Below are 21051 nucleotides of genomic sequence, written 5' to 3' on the forward strand. Positions count from 1 at the left end.
CTCTGATGCTGTCGCGGCGGCAGCCTCAGACGGCGCGCGCTGCGATGATCCGAGCGTACTGGAGGCCGGAGTCCTTGACGACGCGCTCCTGGGTGTCGTACTCGACCCGCACGATGCCGAAGCGCTTCTCGTACCCCCACGCCCACTCGTAGTTGTCGAGCAGGGACCAGTAGAAGTAGCCGCGCACGTCGACGCCCGCATCGATCGCGTCGCGCACCGCGGAGACGTGCGCGACGAGGAACGCGGTGCGATCGGCATCCGGCACCGTGTCGCCCTCGCGGACGTCGTCGTAGGCGGCGCCGTTCTCCGTGACGTACAGCGGGATGCCGGGGGCGTACTCCGGCCCGACCCGCTGCAGCAGACGCGTCAGACCCTCGGGCTGCACCTCCCAGCCCATGCCCGTCCGGGGCAGCCCGCGCTCGACCCAGTGGATGCCCTCGTGCGAGGGGAACGGGGAGGCGACGGCCCGCTCGGTCGGGGCGTCTCCCGCCGGCGGCTCCTCGGCCGGGGCGGTGCCGGCGAGCAGCTCGCCGTGGTAGTAGTTCACGCCGAACGCGTCGAGCGGAGACGAGATCGCCTCCATGTCGCCCGGCTGCACGGCCTGCTCCCACCGGGCCACAGCGGAGGAGTCGACGGTGCGGAAGTCGCGGATGACGTCGGCGGGGTAGGCGCCGCGGAAGATCGGGTCGAGGAACCAGCGGTTGAACTGCCCGTCGATGCGGCGGGCGGCGTCGACATCGCCGGGGGCGTCGGGGTCGGCCGGGTCGGCCACCGTGAGGTTCAGCGTGACACCGAGGTCGAGGGAGGAGTCGCGCGAGCGCAGCTCCTGCACGGTCTTCCCGTGGGCGAGCAGCAGATGGTGCGCGGCGAGCATGCCGTCTCCGACGTCCATCCGCCCTGGGGCGTGGATGCCCGCCGTGTACGACAGGAACGACGAGCACCACGGCTCGTTGAGCGTCGTCCAGTACCGCACCCTGTCGCCGAGCGCGTCGTGCATGGTGCCCGCGTACTCCAGGAAGCGGTCGACGGTGTCGCGGCTGGTCCAGCCGCCCTGCGCCTCCAGCGCCTGCGGCATGTCCCAGTGGTACAGCGTGAGCCAGGGCACGATGCCGGCATCCAGCAGTTCATCGACCAGCCGACTGTAGAAGTCGACGCCCTTCTCGTTGACCGCGCCGCCGTCTGGACGGACCCGCGACCACGACGTGGAGAAGCGGTACGTCTGCAGCCCGAGCTCCTTCATCAGCGCGACGTCCTGCGGGTAGCGGTGGTAGTGGTCGCACGCGACGTCGCCGTCGTCGCCGTTGATCACCGCGCCGGGCACGCGCGCGAACGCATCCCAGATCGAGGCCGTGCGGCCGTCCTCGAAGGCGGCGCCTTCGATCTGATAGGCCGCGGTGGCGGCGCCGAACAGGAACTCCTGAGGGAAGGGGCGGGTCATAGGGGTCATCCTTTCACCGCACCCGCCATGATGCCACTGACCAGCTGCCGACCTGCGAACACGAAGAGCAGCAGGAGCGGGATGGTCGAGAGCAGCACTCCGGCGAGCACGATCGAGTAGTCGACGAAGTGGTTCGACTGGAGCAGGGAGAGCGCGACGGGCAGGGTCGGGTCCTGCCGGTCGAGCACGATGAACGGCCAGAAGAAGTTGTTCCACGCCGACACGAACGTGAACAGCGCGAGCATGGCCGCAGCGGGACGGGCGGCCGGCACCCCGATGGTCAGGAACGTCCGGAACGAGGAGGCGCCGTCCATGCGCGCCGCCTCGATGAGCTCGTCCGGCACGGCCTGGGTGAGGTACTGGGTCATCCAGAAGACGCCGAACGCGCTGGTCAGAGCGGGAACGATGATCGCTCCGGGGGTGCCGGTCCAGCCGAGCTCGCTGAACAGCACGTACAGCGGCACCACGCCGAGCTGCGTCGGCACGGCCATCGTCCCGACGACGAAGGCGAGCAGCCAGCCGCGGCCCCTGAACTTCAGCTTCGCGAACGCCCAGCCCGCGAGCGTGGAGAAGAACACGACGGATGCCGCGATCAGGGCGGACGTGTAGATCGAGTTCCACAGCGCGCGCCAGAAGTTCACGGCCGGGTCGTTCACGACCTCCAGGGCGTTCTGGATGAAGTTGCCCCCGGGGATCCAGGAGCGGTTCGGGTCGCGCAGCGTGTACGCGTCGCCCGAGCCGATGAGGAAGGACCAGTAGAAGGGGAAGAGGCTGCTCAGCAGCACCACCCCGAGAGCCCCGTACACGAACCACCCCGGTCGGGAGCCGCGGATGCGGCGGGTGCGACCGGCTCCTCTCCTCGGCGACACGGGCGCCCGGTCGTCTGCGGCGTCGCCGGCGGCGGCATCCGTCCTGTCGATCACGGTCATGAGCGCTTCCCCTCGCTGCGCACCAGGGCGCGGGTGATGAGCAGGTTGATCGCGCCGATGACGAGCACGATGAGGAACAGGATCCAGGCGAGCGCCGAGGCCCTGCCGAAGTTCCACTCGCCCCAGCCGATGTTGTAGAGGTACAGGGTGATCGTCAGCCACTGGCTGTCGGCGCCGCCGGTGCCGTACTGGTCGTACATGCGCGGCTCGTCGAAGATCTGCAGCCCGCCGATCGTGGAGGTGATGATCACGAAGATCAGGGTCGGCCGCAGACTCGGCAGCGTGATCGCGAAGAACTGGCGCACGGCGCCGGCCCCGTCGACCGTCGCGGCCTCGTAGTAGTCGCGCGGGACGGCCTGCATCGCGGCGAGGAGGATGAGGGTGTTGTAGCCCGTCCAGCGGAAGTTCACCATCGTCGCGATGGCGATGTGGCTCGCGAAGGCGTTCGAGTGCCACGGCACGGGGCCGAGCCCGATGCCCTCCAGCAGGCTGTTCACCAGACCGTACTTGTCGCCGAAGAGATTCGAGAAGATGAGGGCCACGGCGACCGGCGCCATCACGTAGGGCACCAGCACGCCCATGCGCCAGAAGGTCTTGGCACGGATGTTGCGGTCGAGCATCGCGGCGATGAACACCGCGGCGATGAGCTGCGGGACGCTCGACAGCACGAAGATGCTGAACGTGTTGCGCAGCGCGATCCAGAACTTCGGCTGGCCGAGCACATAGGCGTACTGCTCGAAGCCGATCCAGGTTCCGGTGCCGCGCACCTGGTCCCAGTCCATGAACGAGATCACAGCGGTGTAGGCGATCGGGAACAGCCCGACGATCAGGAACAGGATGAAGAACGGGGAGATGTAGAGGTAGGGCGAGAGCCTCAGGTCCCAGCGCGAGAGCCGCGCTGACCCGAAGCCGAATCGCCTCGGCGGTGCAGTGGTGGTCATGTCGAGTCCTCAGTCGTGGGTCCGGTCCGTCGGGCGGGGCGGCCTCCCCGCAGGTCGTCGAGCGAGCGCAGCGAGAAGACACGCGCCCGCTCGACGACCCGGGAGTCCGGCTACTTCAGCGCCTTGACCTCTTCGGTCCACTGGGTCCAGGACGCATCGGCATCCTGCGTGCCCTCCTCGACACGGGTCAGGGCCTTCTGCATCGCATCGTTGATCTGGAAGTAGAAGGCGCCCTTGAACGGGGCGACCGTGACGGCCTGCGCGCGCTCCGAGAGGATCTGACCGGTCGGGGCGTCGTTGAAGAACGCGTTGGTGGCTCCGAGCAGCGCGTCATCCGTGAGCGCGTCGTTCTGGCTCGGGAAGGTGCCCGCGTTCGAGAACGCCTTGATCTGCTGCTCGGGGGCGGTCAGCCAGTCGGCGAGCTCCTGCGCGGCCTTGACGTTGGCGCCGTTCGCGGGGACGGTCAGGTACGACCCGCCCCAGTTGCCACCGCCGCCGGGGAAGACGTTGGCGATGTCCCAGCCGGTGACGTCCTTGGCGTTGCCCTCGATGACGCCGAGCATCCATCCGGGGCAGAGCATGGTCGCGAAGGAGCCGTTGGCGAGCCCCGCCATCCAGTCGTCCGACCACTGACCGAGGTGCGCGGACTGGGTGGCGGATGCCGTGAGCACCTGGTCGTAGATGTCCTTGACCTCGTCGTTGTCGGTGGCGATGATGTCGCCCGACTTCGGGTCCTCGTAGGCCGCCTCGACCTGGTTGATCATGCCCTGGTAGGTGCCGCCGGCCGAGTCGAAGAAGGCCTTGCCGGTGGCGTCGGTGTACTGCTGGCCGACCTCGAAGTAGCGCGCCCAGTCGCCCTCGAGGAGCTTCGCGACCTCGTCGCGGTCGGTGGGGAGCCCCGCGGCGGCGAACAGGTCGCTGCGGTAGCAGACGCCCTCCGGGCCGATGTCGGTGCCGTAGCCGATGAGGTTGCCGTCCTTGTCGGTGGCGGCCGCGGTCTTCCAGTCCAGCCAGCGGTCCTTGAGGCCGTCGTCGACGGGTGCGAGCAGGTCGGAGTACTTCATGACCTCCGGCAGCCAGTCGACCTCGATGGCCTCGATGTCGGCGAGGCCCTTCTTGCCGAGCTTCTGGAAGTAGTTCTCGCGGGCCTCGTTGCTGGTCGCGGCCCGGTTGTGCACGATCTTCACGTTCGGGTGCTCGTCCATGTACTCCTGGAGGAGCTCATCGGTGTAGCCGAAGTCGTTGAAGGTCGCGACGGTGAGGGTGATCTCGCCGCCGGATCCGCCGGACTCGGCGGCGCCTCCGGCGCAGCCGGCGAGAGCGAGGGCGGAGACGGAGGCGACGGCGGCGACCGTCGTCAGTCTGCGTGCATGCGTATTCACGGGGCACTCCTTTGTGTGCGTGGTGTGGATGTTCGTGGTGCGGGGTGATCCGTTCATGGGAGCGCTCCCACAAACTTCTGAGCACTCTATGGGAGCGCTCCCACGAGTGTCAAGCGCGGACCGGCGCCTCCGAGAGCCGGTCACTCGCCCGAGATCCGGTCCTTTCCCCCGCCGTCATCCGCATCTCGGGCCAGCATCCGGATGCCGGCGGATGCCCGCGGATGCCGACAGATGCCGAACGCCGAGTAGCCTTGACCGGTGCCCGAACTCTCCCCCGCCCTCACCCGCGCAGAAGCACTGATCCGCTCCATCCCGGACTACCCGGAGCCCGGCATCGTCTTCCGCGACATCACGCCCCTCCTGGCCGACGCCGAGGCGCTGCGCGTGACGACTGAGGCGATCATCGAGCCCTTCGCGGGACAGTTCGACGTCGTCGCCGGCATCGAGGCGCGCGGGTTCATCCTGGCCGGGGCCGCGGCGATCGCGGCCGGAGTGGGGCTCATCCCGATCCGCAAGGCCGGCAAGCTCCCTCGACCAGCGGCATCCGTCGACTACGCCCTCGAGTACGGCACCGCGACGATCGAGATGCACGACGACCTCCCCGCGGGGTCGCGCGTGCTGCTCATCGACGACGTGCTCGCCACCGGCGGCACCCTCGCGGCGGGCCGTGAACTGGTCGAGCGCCTGGGCAGCCACGTCATCGGCATCTCGGTGCTGTTCGAGATCGACGGGCTCGGCGGCCGCGAGGCCATCGGCGACCTGCACACCGTCTTCCACGCCTGACCCGCCCTCCGCCCAGCGGCGTCGACGTCACGTGCAATCGCCGAGTGCACGGCATCCTCGCGTCAGCATCACGTTCACTCGACGACATCACGTTCACTCGGCGACATCCGTTCCCTCGTCGACATCACGTGAGGTCGGCGGGGACCCGCGAAAAGGCGGTGCGCGCGAGCCGGTAGACTGAAACTGCCCGTCCTCCCACGACTTCCGGAGCCGTCATGCCCACCATCGTCGTCGACGTCATGCCCAAGCCCGAACTGCTCGACCCGCAGGGGAAGGCCGTGTCCGGAGCGTTCACCCGCCTGGGCGTCGAGGGCTTCACCGCCGTCCGCATCGGCAAGCGCTTCGAGCTCACCGTCGAGGGCGAGGTCACCGACGAGGTCCTCGCCGAGGCCCGACGCATCGCGGACGAGGTGCTCTCCAACTCCGTGATCGAAGACGTCGTCGGCATCGAGGTCGCCGAGTGACCGTCCGCATCGGGGTCGTCACCTTCCCCGGTTCGCTCGACGATCGCGACGCGCAGCGCGCCGTCCGCATCGCCGGCGCCGAGCCCGTCGCCCTCTGGCACGGCTCGCACGATCTCGACGGCGTCGACGCGCTCGTCCTCCCCGGCGGCTTCAGCTACGGCGACTACCTGCGTGCAGGCGCCATCGCGGCGCTCTCGCCGATCATGTCCGAGGTCAAGGATGCTGCGGCCAAGGGCATGCCGATCCTCGGCATCTGCAACGGATTCCAGATGCTCGTCGAGGCGCACCTGCTGCCCGGCGGCCTGATCCGCAACGACCACCAGCACTTCGTGCGCCGCGACCAGCGGCTCACGGTCGAGAACTCCGACACCGCGTGGACGAACACGTTCCGCACGGGTCAGGAGATCGTCATCCCGCTGAAGAACGCCGACGGCGGCTACATCGCCGACGAGGAGACGCTCGACCGCCTCGAAGGCGAGGGCCTCGTCGCCTTCCGCTACGCGGGCGTGAACCCGAACGGATCTCTCCGCGACATCGCCGGCCTCACGAACGAAGCCGGCAACGTCGTGGGGCTCATGCCGCACCCCGAGCACGCCACAGAGCCCGGCTTCGGCCCCGACACGGCGGCCGCCATGCGCTCCGGCGTCGACGGCGTCGGCTTCTTCGCGAGCGCGATCGCCGCGGTCGCGCGCGTCGCCGCCTGATCAGCCTTCCGAAGACGGATGCCGCAGCTGCGGCATCCGTCTTCGTCGTTGCGGGGCCCGGTCAGTAAGTCGAGCCCGGCCAGTCGGCGAGACCCTGTCAGTCGACGGGGTCCGACCAGTCGGCGGGCCCCCTCAGTCAGCCGGGACCCGGCCATCCGGCGGGGCCCCGCCAGTCGACGGGGCCCGGTCAGGCAGCCGAGCCCCGCCAGTCGACGGGGCCCGGTCAGTCGGCGGGGCCCGCTCAGTCAGCCGAGCCCAGCCAGTCGACGGCAACCGGCCAGTCGGCGGGGCCCGGTCAGTCGGCCGGGAGGCGGAAGGGGTCGTCGCCCGCGGCCGCGAGCAGGTACCACGCCGTCGTCCCCGTGTGCAGGCTCGCGTAGTAGAGGTCGCCGAACCCGGAGTCCAGGCCGTCGCTCGAGGTGGCGACGATGCCCTTGCCGTCGCCGTTCGGGGCGTCGCGCTGCGCGAGGCGGATGCTGCTCAGCAGACTCTCCGCTCGATCGGCGTCTCCTGCGCCGTCGCGGAGCCGGAGCGACAGCGCCAGGTGACCGGCACCCTCGAACCACACCTTCGAGACGTCGACGTTGCTGATCGAGGGCCCCTGGTACGGGCCGTCGGTCGCCATGAGGTTCGTGAGGGTCCAGTCCAGCGCCGCTCCGTAGCGGCTGTCTCCCGTGGCGAGCGAGCTCCAGGTCTGCGCGTCGAGCGGTATCGGATGCGTGTTGACGGTGGAGCCGTCGAGAAGGGTGCCGGTGTCGACGTGTCCGTCCTGCGCCTGCATCGCGGCGACGAATCCGGATGCGACGCCCGCCCTGTCGGCCCACACCGCGTCGCCGGTGAGCTGCGCCAGCTGGGTGAAGAAGCCCGCCACGTCGGCGTTGTGCTCCGTCGACTTCCAGGTCAGGGAGGCGCCGGCATCCGTCTGCCCTCCCGTGTACCCGTAGGGGGCTCTGGTCATGTCGGCCGTGTTCGTCTGGATCCACCCGCCGATCCGCAGCGCCCCGTCGAGGTACCGCTGATCCCCGGTCGCGTGGAAGAGCCGAGCGAGGGCCATCCCGACCCAGGCCTCGTTGCCGGTGAAGGTTCCGGGTCCGGTGATCTCCACCCGCCCCTGTCGGATCCCGTGCGGTTCGTAGGAGGTCCTGACGCGGCCGTCACCGATGGGGTCGTTCGCCTGCACGAAGAGCAGCGTGTCGCCGATCGTCCGCGCGCGGCGGAGGTCGTCGGGCAGCCCTCGGGCGGTGTACGCGATCACGACCAGGGCGTCGTCGTACACGAACGACGGCGTGAAGTCCCAGCTCGGGGTGGTGAAGAACCCGCCCTGGTAGCTGCGGGGCAGGCAGTGCCCGTCGCCGTCGCAGAACTCGTCGACGCGCGCATCGAGGAACTCGTAGGCCCGCGCGACCGACAGTGCGGGGTCGAGCGGGGTCACGTCGGCCGCCGAAGGGTCGTGCATCGTGACGGCGGCGGATGCCGACGGCGCTGCTCCCCCGACCGCAGCCGCGACGACGAGCGCGGCGACGACGGCCCACAGCGCGGAACGACGCGGAGAACCCGGCATGGAGACCTCTCGGACTCAGCCGCGATCCGCGGGCGCGGACGCGCGGACGACCAGGAGGCCGTGTTCAGAATCCTGGCATGCTGGTTGACAGCGGGGTAGCGGCGAAGGTCCAGCATCCCCTGTCCGTTCGTCGAATGCCGACGCCACGGCCGAGGAGACGCCATCGCGATCACACTCTCCGCGGACTAGCCGAGTGCGGGCGGCCACACGCCGATCAGCACGGCCATGACCACCACGGTCACGAGCTCGTGCGCGATGTTCATGGTGGTCAGCGCCGTCGGGCGCCCCTCGAACGCGTCGTGGGTGATGAAGCGGGCGGCGGTGAATCCGGCCCACAGCGTGACCGAGGTGATGATCGCGCCCCAGAAGAACGATCCTCCGTAGAAGTGCCAGGCGATGGCGGATGCTCCGGCCAGCACCCACGCCGTGATGAAGCTCACGATCACGGTCGTGATGATCGCCATCGTCGCGCTCGATCCGGCGCGGTCCATGTCGACGTTCGCCAGCTTCGACCACCGCGTGCCGAACACCTTCGGTGCGTACCAGATCGACCCGACGAGCATGCTCGACGCGGTCGCCAGAAGGACGGCCCAGTAGTTGATCTCGGGAACCATGACAGCCTCCACTCGTCGGATGCCGCCACACTACTCCCCGGCATCCCCCTGGCCGCGGGTCGCCTCGCCGACAGCAGGCCCAGCCTGCACGATCCCGCGACGCCGTCCCGCCTGCGCGATCCCGCCTCCACCCCGCCCACGCGGATGCAACAAGCCCCTGACCCGCGGCGGAGAACCCTCCGTCGAACCGATTCGATTCCTGCTCTGGCGAGAATGTAAGCGTTTGCACTAGCCTGATCCCATGGCACAGCTTGAGCAGATCGCAGCCCCCGGTTCCGAGTGGTGGCGCAGCGCAGTCATCTACCAGATCTACCCCCGCTCCTTCGCGGACGCCTCCGGCGACGGCATCGGCGACCTGCCCGGCATCACGAGCCGCCTCGACTCCCTCAGGGAGCTCGGCGTCGACGCGATCTGGCTGAGCCCGTTCATGACGAGCCCGCAGCGCGACGCCGGCTACGACGTGGCCGACTACCGCGACGTCGACCCGCTGTTCGGCACTCTCGCCGACTTCGACGAGATGCTCGCGCAGGCCCACGCCCGCGGCATCCGCGTCGTCGTCGACCTCGTCCCGAACCACTCCTCCGACCAGCACGTCTGGTTCCAGGAGGCCCTGAAGGCGGCCCCCGGCAGCCCCGAGCGCGCCCGCTACATCTTCCGCGACGGCAAGGGCGAGAACGGCGAGCTCCCCCCGAACAACTGGGAGTCCGTGTTCGGCGGCGGCATGTGGGAGCGCATCACCGAGCCCGACGGCACGCCCGGCCAGTGGTACCTGCACATCTTCGACGCCACGCAGCCCGACTTCGACTGGACCAACGAGGAGGTGCGCGAGGAGTTCCGCTCCATCCTGCGCTTCTGGCTCGACCGCGGCGTCGACGGCTTCCGGGTCGACGTGGCACACGGCATGATCAAGGCCGAGGGGCTGCCCGACTACACGCCCCCCGCAGACGCCGACTCGATGGGCGGCGGCGAGGCGGACGTGCCGTACTGGGGTCAGGACGGCGTGCACGACATCTACCGCGACTGGCACAGGGTGCTCGCCGAGTACGACGGCGACCGCGCGCTGTGCGGCGAGGCGTGGATGCCGACGCTGAAGCAGACCGCTCTCTGGGTGCGCCCCGACGAGATGCACCAGACGTTCAACTTCCCGTACCTGATGACCCCGTGGGACGCGAAGGCTCTCGGCGACGTCATCCGCGAGTCGCTCGACGACTTCGGCGCCGTCGGGGCCCCCAGCACCTGGGTGCTCTCCAACCACGACGTCGTGCGACACGCCTCGCGCCTCGCGCTGACGGCCGACAACCCGCAGGGCGAGGGCATCGGCCCGAACACCCCGCACAAGCCCGACACGAAGATCGGCCTGGCCCGCGCCCGCGCGGCGACCACGCTGATGCTCGCCCTGCCCGGTTCGGCGTACCTGTACCAGGGCGAGGAGCTGGGCCTGCCCGAGGCCATGGAGATCCCCGACGAGTTCCGTCAGGACCCGACGTGGTTCCGGACCGACGGCGAGCGTTACGGACGCGACGGATGCCGCGTGCCGCTGCCGTGGGAGGCGGATGCTCCGGCCTTCGGCTTCAACGACACCGGCCTCTCGTGGCTGCCGCAGCCGGCCGACTGGGCGAGCTACGCGCGCGACACCGAGGAGGGCGACCCCGTCTCGACCCTGTCGCTGTACAAGGAGCTGCTCGCCGCGCGCCGTGAGCACGGCTTCGGCTCCGGCTCGCTGGTGTGGGAAGACGCGGGGAAGGATGCCGTGGCCTTCCGCCGCGGCGACGTCCACGTGCTCGCCAACCTCGGCACCGCGCCGCTGCCCCTGCCCGCCGGCGCCGCCGTGGTCCTGAAGAGCCAGCCCTTCACGGGCGACGCCCTCCCGGTTGACACGGCCGTCTGGTACACCACGGCCTGAGCCGACTCCCCCGTTCCGGTCGCGAACCTGGTCCTCTGCACCGTCAGATCACGACCGGGTCCGCGACCGGAACGAGGAACCCCGAAAGGAACACCCATGGCGAGCATCGATGAGGTCGCCCGGCTCGCCGGGGTCTCGACGGCGACCGTGTCGCGTGCGCTGAGCGGACGCGGGCACGTCTCCGAGTCCGCGCGCCTGCGGGTGCAGGAGGCGGCATCCGCCCTGGGCTACGTGGTGTCGTCGCGAGCCTCCAGCCTGGCGTCCGGACGCACCCGCAACATCGGCGTGATCGTGCCGTTCCTCGACCGGTGGTTCTTCAGCACCGTGCTCTCCGGTGTCTCCGCGGCGCTGATGCGCGAGGGCTACGACATCACGCTGTACAACATCACCGCCGACAAGGACGTGCGTCGCCACGTGTTCGACACGTTCCTGCGCCGCCAGCGGGTGGATGCCGTCATCGCCGTCTCGATCGAGCTCGACGACGACGAGACCCAGTACCTGCTCGACCTCGGCCTGCCCGTCATCGCGATCGGCGGTCCGAACCCGAAGCTCGACACCCTGACGGTCGACGACGTCGCCGTCGCGCAGCTCGCCACCGAGCACCTGATCGGCCTCGGCCACCGCGACATCGCGCACATCGGCGCGAACCCCGAGTTCGACATCGACTTCCACATCCCGACCAACCGGCGCCTCGGCTTCGAGAAGGCGCTGGCGAAGGCCGGCATCCCGCTCAATCCGGCCTTCCTCGAACCCGCCGACTTCACCGTCGAGGGCGGATACCGCGCGGCCAAGCAGCTGCTCGGCCGGCCTGGTCCTCGTCCGACCGCGGTGTTCGCGGCATCCGACGAGATGGCGATCGGCGCGATCCTCGCCGCACGCGACCTCGGGTTCGGCGTGCCGGAGGACCTCTCGATCGTCGGCATCGACGGCCACGAGCTCGGCGAGTTCTTCCGCCTGACGACGGTCGACCAGTTCCCGCTGGGTCAGGGCGAGAGAGCGGCGGATGCCGTGCTCGCCAAGCTCGCCGCCGACGGCGCCACCCGCGCGCCCGTCGCACTGCCGTACGAGTTGAACGTCCGCGGCACGACCGCGCGTCTGCTCTAGCCTGTGCGCGGCTACCCTGGAGTCATGACCGCCTCCGTGCCCTCCGTCCTGTTCGTCTGCGTGCACAACGCCGGGCGCTCGCAGATGGCCGCCGGCTTCCTGCGCGACATCGCGGGCGACCGCATCGAGGTCCGCTCGGCAGGTTCCCTCCCCGCCGAGCAGATCAACCCGATCGCCGTCGAGGCGATGGGCGAGCTGGGAATCGACATCACCGCGGAGTCGCCGAAGGTGCTCACCACCGAGGCGGTGCAGGATTCCGACGTCGTCATCACGATGGGATGCGGCGACGCGTGCCCGTTCTTCCCGGGGAAGCGCTACGAGGACTGGGCTCTCGACGACCCGGCCGGTCAGGGCATCGACGCCGTGCGGCCGATCCGCGACGAGATCCGCCGCCGCATCGAGGCCCTCGCAGGAGAGCTCCTCGCCTGACGGCCTCGGCCGCTGAGAGTCTCAGGCGCGCAGCGCCGACGCGGCGGACCTCGGCCCCACCGCGAGGTGCACGAGCATCGTCGCCGAGAGCACGACGGCCGAGATCAGCAGCAACTGATCGGGGGCCACGCCGATCTCCAGTGCGGCCCCTCCCAGGCCGCTGCCCAGCGCCGATCCCAGCGCCATCGCGCTGCCGTTGAGCGCGAACACGAGCGCCGCCGAGTCCGGAGCCATCGCGCTGAGGCGGGCCTGCAGCGGAACGCCGGAACCGCCGTTGCCGACCGCGCACGCGAAGAACCACACGATCGCCGCGACCGTGCCCAGTGCGCCGGGCAGCAGCAGGCCGAGCGAGCCGAGCAGCGCGGAGGCGATGAGCAGCCCCAGGATGCCGGTGACGACCTGCACGGGCGGGCGTCGGTCGGTGAGCCTGCCCGTGAGCACGTTGCCGACCAGGCTCAGCAGGCCGTAGCAGAACATCACCAGGACCATGACGAGCCCTCCGCCCACCCGCGGACCCACGATGAGCGTCGCATAGGTGAAGCAGAGGTAGCTCGCGCACATGATGCCGACGGGCACGACGAGCGCGGCCAGCAGACGCGGCTCCCGCAACGGCTGCAGCGTCTCCCGGAGCGAGCGCGGAGGCAGGCGCAGCCGCGGGACCCGGAGCAGGATGCCGACGAGCGCCGCCGAGCCGACGGCGACGACGAGGAACAGCGGAATCCGCCAGTCGCGCTGCCCGAGCAGCAGGCCGAGCGGCACGCCGAGCGCCGTGGCGGTCAGCCACCCGCCGAGGACGAGCGAGAGGGCGCGCCCTCGGCGCTCCGGAGGCGTCTTCGCCACCACGTAGGCGCTGATCACCGCGTTGAGCAGGGCGCCGCCGAGCGCCGAGACCACCCGCCCTGTCATGGCGATCGCGTAGGTGGGGGCGAGCGCGACGACGAGGTTGCCGATCACGAAGACCCCGAGTGCGCCGACGATCGTCGCCTTGCGTTCCCACCCTCCGGTCAGCGCGCCGAGCACGGGTCCGGCGAGGGCGCTCGTCAGGGCGAACACCGCCATCAGCTGACCTGCCGCCGCCGGTCCGACGCTCAGATCATCGGCGATCTGCGGGAGCAGGCCCGCGAGGACGTAGCCGTCGATGCCCATCGAGAACGTGGCGACGGCGAGCCACACGAGCGCTCCGACTCCTGCGCCACGGGCGCCATCAGCCCTCTCCCCCTCGACGTCGCACACTCCGCCATCCAATCAGAGTCGGCGCCGCCACGACCGCGACGCCCCGACGTCAGGCGTCCTGCTGATACACGTCGGGCACGCCGTCGCCGTCCTCGTCGAGAGCCTCCCTCTCGGAGATCGCACGGTAGCGGCGGTTCCGCAGGCCGAGGAGGACGGATGCCGCGAGCGCCGCGATCACCGAGGCGCCGAGGATCGCCGTCTTCGCCGCATCGTGCGCGACCCCCGCGGGGAAGCTGAGCTCGCCGATCAGCAGCGACACCGTGAACCCGATGCCGGCCAGCATCCCCACCCCGACGAGGTCGACCCAGCGCAGTCCGTCGCTCAGGCGGCTCCGCGTCACGGTCGTGGTGATCCAGGTGGCCGCGACGATGCCGAGGGGCTTGCCGATGACGAGCGCGCAGACGATCGCGATGGTCACCGGATGGGTCACGGTCTGCACGAAGCCGTCGCCCACCACTGTGACCCCTGCGGCGAAGAACGCGAAGACGGGCACGGCGAACCCTGCGGAGAGCGGGCGGAACCGGTGCTCGAACTCCTCGGCGAGACCGGCGTCGGAGGAGCCGTCTGCGGGCTTCACCGGGATCATGAAGGCCAGCGCCACGCCGGCGATCGTCGCGTGGATGCCGGAGGCGTGCACGAAAGCCCAGACCGCGACGCCGATCGGGAGGAGGATCGCCCACGCCGCGAACCGGTGCCGGAGGAAGAAGCCGCGGCGGCGCTGCGCGAGCGCCGCGTAGAGGGCGAGTCCGAGGAGAGCGGCGGGCAGCGGCATCGGATTGAGGTCGTCGGTGTAGAAGACGCCGATGATGACGATCGCGATGAGGTCGTCGACCACCGCGAGGGTGAGCAGGAAGAGCCTCAGCCCGCTCGGCAGGTGCGAGCCGATGATCGCGAGGACCGCCACGGCGAAGGCGATGTCGGTCGCCGTGGGGATCGCCCATCCGCGCAGCAGCGCGGGGTCGGGGCCGACCACGGCGAGGTAGATCACGGCGGGGACGACGACCCCGCCGACGGCCGCGATCACCGGCACGAGCGCGGTGCGCACGTCGCGGAGGTCGCCGACGACGAACTCGCGCTTGAGCTCGAGCCCGACGAGGAAGAAGAAGACCGCGAGCAGCCCGTCGGCGGCCCACGCGCCCAGGCTCAGCTTGAGGTGCCAGGGCTCGTAGCCGATCTCGAGGTCGCGCAGGGCGAAGTACCCGTCGGCGAACGGAGAGTTCGCCCACACGAGGGCGATGCCCGCCATGACGACGAGCAGGATCCCCCCGACGCTCTCCTTGCGCAGGAGCGCGCCGATGCGGCGGGCTTCGCGGTGACTGCCGCGCGCAGGGAAGGTCTGAGGGGCGGCGTGCGGAGGGACGGACATGGGATCTCCCTGGGGTCTCGACAACGATGTGTCGACCAGGCTTCCCGACTCTCCGCCGCCCAGCTTACCGGGCGCCGCGCGGCCTTCCCTGGGAGGTCACGCGGCCGCGATCACGCGGAGGGAAGCGCGCGCACCCTGTTGTTGCGCGGGTTGTGCTCCAGCTCGACGAGACCGAGCGCTTCGAGGAGCGGAGGCACGTACATGCCGAACCGGCCCCGGTACCCCTTGCGCTGCCCGTACCAGCCGCCCACCGGGTTGTCGTCTGAGCGACCCCACGCCTCGACCGTGTCGGGCGCGGCATCCTTCTTCTCATCCGCGGCCCCCAGCGCGACCCAGTCGCCGCGGCGCAGCAGCTCGGAGTGCAGGTCGTCGACCGCACGGGCGAGGTACGTCAGCTTCGTGGATCCGACCTGGCACACGAGGAGCGCGGGATCGGACTCGTCGTCGCGATGGATCGTGTATTCCGACGAGAGCGGAGCGGTCTTCAGCCGCCACGGGTCGGATGCCGTGCCCGTACCGGACCAGTGCTGCTCTGTCATGCGCGATTCCTCTCGACGGCGTACTGCCGGGGATCGGACGGACCCCCGGCAGTACATTGTGCTCCTCCGGACCGCTGCGGCGGCAGCATCCGGAGGGAATCCGTCACTTCGCGACGATGAGCCCCTTCGTCGCCTCCTGCGCGCGCTGGAACCGGCGCTGCACGTCGGGCCAGTTCACGATCTCCCAGAACGCCTTGACGTAGTCGGCGCGCACGTTGCGGTAGTCGAGGTAGTAGGCGTGCTCCCAGACGTCGAGCTGCAGCAGCGGGGTGACGCCGAGGGGCGCGTTGCCCTGCTGGTCGAAGAGCTGGAAGATCACCGGACGCGCGCCGACGCCGTCCCAGGCGAGCACGGCCCAGCCGGAGCCCTGCACGCCGAGCGCGGTGGCCGTGAAGTGCGCGCGGAAGGCGTCGAGCGACCCGAACGCGTCGTCGAGGGCGGCGGCGAGCTCGCCCTCGGGGGAGCCGCCGCCGTCGGGCGAGAGGTTCTCCCAGAACACCGAGTGGTTGATGTGGCCGCCGAGGTTGAAGGCGAGGTCCTTCTCGAGCTTGTTCACGGCGGCGAGGTCACCCGTCTCGCGTGCGGCGGCGAGCTGCTCCAGGGCGGTGTTCGCACCGGTGACGTACGCCTGGTGGTGCTTGGAGTGATGCAGCTCCATGATCGTTCCGGAGATGTGCGGTTCGAGGGCCGAGTAGTCGTACGGCAGTTCGGGGAGGGTGTACGGAGCGGACATGCGTCTTCCTTTCGATGGAGGTTCGGGGGTCAGTGCTCGCCGCCGGGTGGCAGCGCGTGGAATCGGCGGTCGACGTAGACGAGCGGACGCCCCGGGCGGCCGTGCCGCACCTCGAGCACCTCGGCGATGACGACGGTGGAGGAGCCGACGGGGACGCTCTGGATCGGGCGGCAGCGCAGGGCGACCCTGGCCTCCGGAAGGTACGGCTCCCCGGTCGGGAGCGTGCGCCACCCCTGCTCGGGGGTGAACCGCTCCGACCCGCTCACGGCGAAGCTCTGCGCCAGGGCGGAGTGCTCGTCGTCGACGAGGTGGACGACGAAGCCGTCAGCCGCGAGGATCGCCCCCGCACTGCCGGTCGCCCTGGTCACCGAGAACACGATGGCGGCGGGGTCGACGGCGACGGAGGCGACGCTCGACGCGGTCAGACCGACGGGCCCGGCGGGGCTCGCCGCGGTGATGATCGCGACGCCGGCCGGATGCTGTCGGAAAGCGGCTTTGAGGCTCTCGCCGACCTCGGTGGGGACCGGGGCCGCCGGTCGCGTGTCGTTCATCGTCATCGGGCGCGCACCGTCCGATGCGGGGCGCGTGCTTCTCGTGTTCGGGTCACGTCTGCAACGCTAAGACCTCAAGTACACTTGAGGTCAAATCGAGCGAAGGACGCCCCGATGAGCGCAGACACGGACCGCACGCCGCACGCCCCCGATGAGCCCCTGACGATCGGCGAGATGAGCAGACGCACGGGCGTCGCCCCCTCCGCTCTGCACTTCTACGAGGGCCTCGGACTCATCGCCTCCACCCGCACCTCCGGCAACCAGCGCCGCTACGCCAGGCACATGCTCCGCCGCGTCTCCCTCATCACCGTGGCGAAGCGCCTCGGCATCCCCCTCTCCGACGTGCAGGAGGCGTTCGCCGACGTGCCCCTCACGCAGACGCCGAGTCACGCCGACTGGCAGCGCGCCTCCCGCCGCTGGAAGCGCGAGCTGGAGAAGCGCCGCGAGGGCATCGAACGGCTCGAACGCGAACTCACCGGATGCATCGGCTGCGGCTGCCTGTCCATGAAGGCCTGCGGGCTGCTGAACCCCGACGACGCGCTCGGCAGCCAGGGCGCCGGCCCCCAGCGGCTGCGCGAGGACTGAGCCCGACGCTCGCGCCGAGCACCCTCGAGCGCCCCCGACCCGCCGGTAGGCTCGGGCCATGACGATCGACCTCGAAGCGCTCTACATCGACCTGCACCAGCATCCTGAGCTGTCGTTCCAGGAGACCCGCACCGCCGGCATCGCGGCGCAGCACCTTCGAGATCTCGGCCTCGAGGTCGAGGAGGGCGTCGGCGTCACCGGCGTCGTCGGCGTGCTGCGCAACGGAGACGGCCCCGTCGTCTGGGTGCGGGCCGACATGGACGCCCTGCCCGTCGAGGAGCAGACCGGACTGGCGTACGCGAGCACGGCGAAGGGCGTCGACCCCGCGGGCACGACCGTCCCCGTCATGCATGCGTGCGGCCACGACATGCACGTGACGGCGATGATCGGCGCGGTCGAGAAGCTCGTCGCCGAGCGCGCCGACTGGAGCGGCACCCTCGTCGTGCTCATCCAGCCCGCCGAGGAGTACGGAGCAGGGGCGCGCGCCATGCTGGACGCCGGCATCCTCGACCGCTACCCGAAGCCCGACATCGTGCTCGGACAGCACGTCACCCCGCTCCCCGCCGGGATCATCGGCGTGCGCGGCGGCACCCAGATGGCGGCATCCGACGGCCTCACCGTGACCCTGCACGGGCGCGGAGGCCACGGCTCCCGCCCGCACGCGACGATCGACCCCGTCGTCATGGCGGCGGCGACCGTCATGCGGCTGCAGACCATCACCTCGCGCGAGATCGACCCCCAGGGCGTCGCGGTCGTGACGGTCGGCTCGATCCACGCCGGCCTGAAGAACAACATCATCCCCGCGGAGGCGAAGCTCGAGCTCAGCCTGCGCTACCCGGACGAGGACGCGCGGGAGAAGGTGCTCGCCAGCGTCGAGCGCATCGTGCGCGCCGAGGCCGCGGCATCCGGCGCCGAGCGCGAGCCGGAGATCCGCACCGACCACACGCTGCCCGCCACGATCAACGACGAGGAGGCCACGGCGCGCGTGACCGCCGCGCTGCAGCGGGTGCTCGGCGAGGCGTCGGTCATCGACCCCGGCATGTTCACCGGCAGCGAGGACGTCTCGTGGTTCGCGAGGGATGCCGGAGTCCCGCTGGTGTTCTGGTTCTGGGGCGGCGCCGACCCGGCGACCTTCGCCGCGGCGAACGCCGCCGGACGCGTGGCCGAGGACATCCCGACCAATCACTCGCCCTACTTCGCCCCCGAGATCCACCCGACCATCGAGGTCGGCGTCACCGCCCTGTCGACGGCGGCGCGCGAGTTCCTGAGCTGAGCGGTCTCCCCGCCCGGTCGTTGAGCGAGCGCAGCGAGACGACACGCCGCACCCCCGTCTCGTCTTGTCGCTGCGCTCCTCGCTCGACGACCGGACGGGGGACGTGTCGTCGCGCTCTCGCCCAGCGAGACGACACGCCCGTCGCGTCATCCGGCTACTGGATCTGCCACTTCTGCACGGCGCTCGCCGACACGGCCTGCTGCGTCAGCCCCGTGCCGTTCGTCGACGCCGTCGCGGTGAGCAGGAGCCCGCTCTTCACCGACGTGAGCGTGTACGTGCCGTCGGACTGGGCGGCCGCGGTCCAGCGCTGGTTCGTCCCGCCGTTGCAGGTCCACTGGATGATCTTGGCCCCCGCGGCGGCCGACCCTCCGTCGACGTCGGCGCACATCCCCGACTCGACGTTCTTCACCTCGTACGAGCCGTCGGCCTGCCGGGTGAACTGCCACTTCTGGTTCGCTCCCGTGTTGCTCGTCCAGATCACCAGCTGCGTTCCGGCCGTGGTGCTGTGGTTGGGGTTGTCGATGGACTTCCCGCCCGAACCGATGGTGCGGATGCCGTCGAGCGCTCCCGTCGACGCGACCGGGGTCAGGGAGAGCGTCTGCTCTGCGGCGCTGCGGGTGCCTCCGACCGCGGTTCCGGCGGCGGTCCAGCTGCGGACCGGGGTGGTCTCGGCGAGGCGTCCGGTCGTGGCGGACACCGAGATGACGAGTCCGCTGTAGCGGTTGACCAGACGGACGGTGCCGTCCGGTGCGTTCGTCGTGGCCGAGCGGTTCTGCACGACCCACCACTGCTGACCCGCAGACGGGGATGCCGCGGCCACCGCCGTGAGCGGGGCGCCCCAGGCGCGTCCGGCCGACGACTGCGACGACACCCCGAGCAGGGCGCCCGTGGCGTCGTTCGCGACGGTGAACGCCCCGTCTCCCGTCGGCGAGAACCTCCAGGTCGCCCGGCCGTTGTCGGCCGCCGAGGACGTCACGCTCGTGTCGGCGGTCGACTGCACCAGCATCCGTCCTCCCGAGCCGATGCGGTAGGTCTTCGTCGTGTCGACGGGGGTCGCGACCGTGCCGCCGAGCGAGACGTTCACGTACTCGCCCGACTTGCCGCCGGAGCATCCGAACGAGCAGTACATCCGGAAGTCCTTGCCGACGATGGCCGAGCTGGTCTTGCTCACGGGATCGAGGAACCAGCGGTACCAGGATGCCGTGTGATAGGCCCCGGTGTCTCCGATCAGGGTCCACTTCTGCGAGGACAGGTCGTCGGTCGCGTAGATCTGCTGCGGGGCGTTGCCGCTCTGATCGACGGCCTGCGGCTCGCCGATCCAGAGGCCGAGGTAGGCGTTCCAGGCCACGTCCATCACGAAGAGCGGAGAGGTCGGCGGAGTCGTGCCCGCGGCGACCTGCTGGGCCACCGTGCCGGGGGTCGACGGCGAGTACTCGGCGCCGACGGGCGTGTACCCGGTGGTGTTCGAGGTCGTCACCGGCACCATGTTGCTCTCCTTGCCGCCGATGCCCGGCTGCGACCACTGGCCGTCGTACCACTTCTGCCAGCTGCTCGGGGCCATCTTTCCGGAGATGGGGGCGCGCGCGACGTGCGCATGGAATGCCGCCCAGCTGCCGTTCTTGTTCACGATCCGCGAGCCGTAGAAGACGTAGAAGTAGCCGGACGCGGCATCCACGACGAGCCGGGGGTCGCCGTCTCCGTAGTGGTAGGTCTGCTGCGGGAAGTCCGTGCTGCTGCCGCGCGTCGTGCCGAACGGCGAGGTGATGATCCGGTTGCTGATGGTCCAGGTCCTGCCCTGATCCCTGGACACCGCGAGATCGATGCCGTCGAAGTGGATGCCGTCTCCGTAGGGCTGCGGGGTGAACTCGTTGTGCACGAGGCCGTACCAGTCGCCCGAGTCCGGATCAACCCAGACTCCGGCGAGGTCGCAGAAGTTGCGCTGGGAGTACGTGGTCGTGCTCGGCGCGTACGAGGACACGAGTCCGGTGGGGCTGTTGTTGCAGCGCCAGGTGGTGTCCTTGTTCGAGTCGTTCGCGTTGGCCGGATTCACCGAGTCGGTCAGCGCGCTCGACAGGGTCGCGGTGTCCATGTTCGTGCCGGTGTAGAACGACCATCGCCGTTCCTGTGTCGCACCGTAGAGGGCGTGCGCCTGCTGGAAGTAGTAGGTGCCGTCCTTGTCGATGTAGCTCGCGGCCGGGGTGTCATCCGGCTTCGTCCAGGTGCCGGTGCTGCCCACCGTCACCGTGTACGTCCCGGTCACGGCCGCGCCCGCCGGCACGGACGCGAGGCCCGCCAGCAGAATGCTCGCACCCGCCGCCGCGATCAGTGAAAGTCGTCTTGTCCACGCCATCGTGTCCCACTCTCCGTTGAATGTTTGCGTTACCACTGAGAGCGCGATCTTCTCGCTGTTTTTGGACTGTGTCAATGTTTGAGAAAGGCTAAGCGCAAACAGTTTCGCGAACACCCGTCAGGACGGCCCGCTCGACGGCGCGGCATCCGTCCGGCATCCGTGCGTTTCT

General features: G+C 70.1%; 20 protein-coding genes. 8 read left to right on the top strand and 12 right to left on the bottom strand.

Annotated features, from left to right (window positions below; genetic code table 11):
- Window positions 1-25 precede the first annotated feature (25 nt).
- The 4 genes from ACFVRO_RS02125 to ACFVRO_RS02140 form a co-directional block, all read right to left on the bottom strand.
- Entirely contained in the window at window positions 26-1438 is a 1413-nt protein-coding gene (locus ACFVRO_RS02125) for a GH1 family beta-glucosidase (protein ID WP_386948732.1), read from the bottom strand.
- 5 nt (window positions 1439-1443) lie between these two features.
- Window positions 1444-2367, bottom strand: a complete 924-nt coding sequence (locus ACFVRO_RS02130) for a carbohydrate ABC transporter permease (RefSeq protein ID WP_386948735.1) — start codon at window positions 2365-2367, stop codon at window positions 1444-1446.
- Window positions 2364-3308 carry a carbohydrate ABC transporter permease gene (locus tag ACFVRO_RS02135; RefSeq protein ID WP_105673210.1) on the bottom strand — a complete coding sequence of 315 codons (945 nt, stop codon included), beginning with the start codon at window positions 3306-3308 and terminating at the stop codon, window positions 2364-2366. Before ACFVRO_RS02135 ends, ACFVRO_RS02130 begins: the two co-directional genes overlap by 4 nt.
- Before the next feature lie 110 nt (window positions 3309-3418).
- Window positions 3419-4690, bottom strand: coding sequence for an ABC transporter substrate-binding protein (locus tag ACFVRO_RS02140; RefSeq protein WP_105673209.1), 1272 nt, complete (start codon window positions 4688-4690; stop codon window positions 3419-3421).
- 258 nt (window positions 4691-4948) lie between these two features.
- Between ACFVRO_RS02140 and ACFVRO_RS02145 the strand changes: the two genes are divergently transcribed.
- The 3 genes from ACFVRO_RS02145 (at window position 4949) to purQ (ending at window position 6641) form a co-directional block, all read left to right on the top strand.
- Entirely contained in the window at window positions 4949-5473 is a 525-nt protein-coding gene (locus ACFVRO_RS02145) for an adenine phosphoribosyltransferase (RefSeq protein WP_223587248.1), read from the top strand.
- 215 nt (window positions 5474-5688) lie between these two features.
- Entirely contained in the window at window positions 5689-5937 is a 249-nt protein-coding gene (purS, locus tag ACFVRO_RS02150) for a phosphoribosylformylglycinamidine synthase subunit PurS (RefSeq protein ID WP_105673207.1), read from the top strand.
- Window positions 5934-6641, top strand: coding sequence for a phosphoribosylformylglycinamidine synthase subunit PurQ (purQ, locus tag ACFVRO_RS02155; RefSeq protein WP_105673206.1), 708 nt, complete (start codon window positions 5934-5936; stop codon window positions 6639-6641). Before purS ends, purQ begins: the two co-directional genes overlap by 4 nt.
- Window positions 6642-6936: 295 nt before the next feature.
- Here the strand turns inward: purQ and ACFVRO_RS02160 are convergent, their stop codons facing one another.
- Together ACFVRO_RS02160 and ACFVRO_RS02165 are read right to left on the bottom strand one after the other, a co-directional pair.
- Window positions 6937-8202, bottom strand: coding sequence for a hypothetical protein (locus tag ACFVRO_RS02160; protein ID WP_386948738.1), 1266 nt, complete (start codon window positions 8200-8202; stop codon window positions 6937-6939).
- A 185-nt stretch (window positions 8203-8387) separates the two neighbouring features.
- Window positions 8388-8816, bottom strand: coding sequence for a DUF1761 domain-containing protein (locus ACFVRO_RS02165; protein WP_386948741.1), 429 nt, complete (start codon window positions 8814-8816; stop codon window positions 8388-8390).
- A 241-nt stretch (window positions 8817-9057) separates the two neighbouring features.
- Here ACFVRO_RS02165 and ACFVRO_RS02170 point away from each other — a divergent pair, with 241 nt between their 5' ends.
- From ACFVRO_RS02170 to ACFVRO_RS02180, 3 genes are all read left to right on the top strand, one after another.
- Entirely contained in the window at window positions 9058-10719 is a 1662-nt protein-coding gene (locus ACFVRO_RS02170; RefSeq protein WP_386948743.1) for a glycoside hydrolase family 13 protein, read from the top strand.
- A gap of 96 nt (window positions 10720-10815) precedes the next feature.
- Window positions 10816-11823, top strand: coding sequence for a LacI family DNA-binding transcriptional regulator (locus ACFVRO_RS02175; protein ID WP_105673202.1), 1008 nt, complete (start codon window positions 10816-10818; stop codon window positions 11821-11823).
- A 24-nt stretch (window positions 11824-11847) separates the two neighbouring features.
- Window positions 11848-12252, top strand: coding sequence for an arsenate reductase ArsC (locus ACFVRO_RS02180; protein ID WP_105673201.1), 405 nt, complete (start codon window positions 11848-11850; stop codon window positions 12250-12252).
- A 21-nt stretch (window positions 12253-12273) separates the two neighbouring features.
- Here ACFVRO_RS02180 and ACFVRO_RS02185 read toward each other — a convergent pair whose 3' ends face one another.
- The 5 genes from ACFVRO_RS02185 to ACFVRO_RS02205 all read right to left on the bottom strand — a co-directional run bounded on the left by ACFVRO_RS02185 (window position 12274) and on the right by ACFVRO_RS02205 (window position 16680).
- Complete coding sequence (locus tag ACFVRO_RS02185; RefSeq protein WP_386948745.1) at window positions 12274-13485, bottom strand: MFS transporter; 1212 nt, start codon at window positions 13483-13485, stop codon at window positions 12274-12276.
- Between the two features lie 49 nt (window positions 13486-13534).
- The gene (gene nhaA, locus ACFVRO_RS02190) at window positions 13535-14851 is read right to left on the bottom strand and encodes a Na+/H+ antiporter NhaA (RefSeq protein WP_386948748.1); all 1317 of its coding nucleotides are present in this window, start codon (window positions 14849-14851) and stop codon (window positions 13535-13537) included.
- 110 nt (window positions 14852-14961) lie between these two features.
- The gene (locus ACFVRO_RS02195; protein ID WP_386948751.1) at window positions 14962-15390 is read right to left on the bottom strand and encodes a DUF6855 family protein; all 429 of its coding nucleotides are present in this window, start codon (window positions 15388-15390) and stop codon (window positions 14962-14964) included.
- 103 nt (window positions 15391-15493) lie between these two features.
- Complete coding sequence (locus ACFVRO_RS02200) at window positions 15494-16123, bottom strand: superoxide dismutase (RefSeq protein WP_386948754.1); 630 nt, start codon at window positions 16121-16123, stop codon at window positions 15494-15496.
- Between the two features lie 29 nt (window positions 16124-16152).
- A complete protein-coding gene (locus ACFVRO_RS02205; protein WP_386948757.1) occupies window positions 16153-16680 on the bottom strand; it encodes a flavin reductase family protein in 528 nt (175 codons plus the stop codon).
- Between the two features lie 108 nt (window positions 16681-16788).
- Here ACFVRO_RS02205 and soxR point away from each other — a divergent pair, with 108 nt between their 5' ends.
- The gene (soxR, locus tag ACFVRO_RS02210) at window positions 16789-17259 is read left to right on the top strand and encodes a redox-sensitive transcriptional activator SoxR (protein ID WP_105673197.1); all 471 of its coding nucleotides are present in this window, start codon (window positions 16789-16791) and stop codon (window positions 17257-17259) included.
- Between the two features lie 58 nt (window positions 17260-17317).
- Complete coding sequence (locus ACFVRO_RS02215; protein ID WP_386948760.1) at window positions 17318-18532, top strand: amidohydrolase; 1215 nt, start codon at window positions 17318-17320, stop codon at window positions 18530-18532.
- 154 nt (window positions 18533-18686) lie between these two features.
- Here the strand turns inward: ACFVRO_RS02215 and ACFVRO_RS02220 are convergent, their stop codons facing one another.
- On the bottom strand, window positions 18687-20882 hold the full coding sequence (locus tag ACFVRO_RS02220) for an RICIN domain-containing protein (RefSeq protein WP_386948763.1): 2196 nt from the start codon (window positions 20880-20882) through the stop codon (window positions 18687-18689).
- Window positions 20883-21051 lie beyond the last annotated feature (169 nt).

Origin of the sequence: Microbacterium sp. NPDC057944, assembly GCF_042887445.1 — a bacterium.
GTDB lineage: Bacteria > Actinomycetota > Actinomycetes > Actinomycetales > Microbacteriaceae > Microbacterium > Microbacterium natoriense.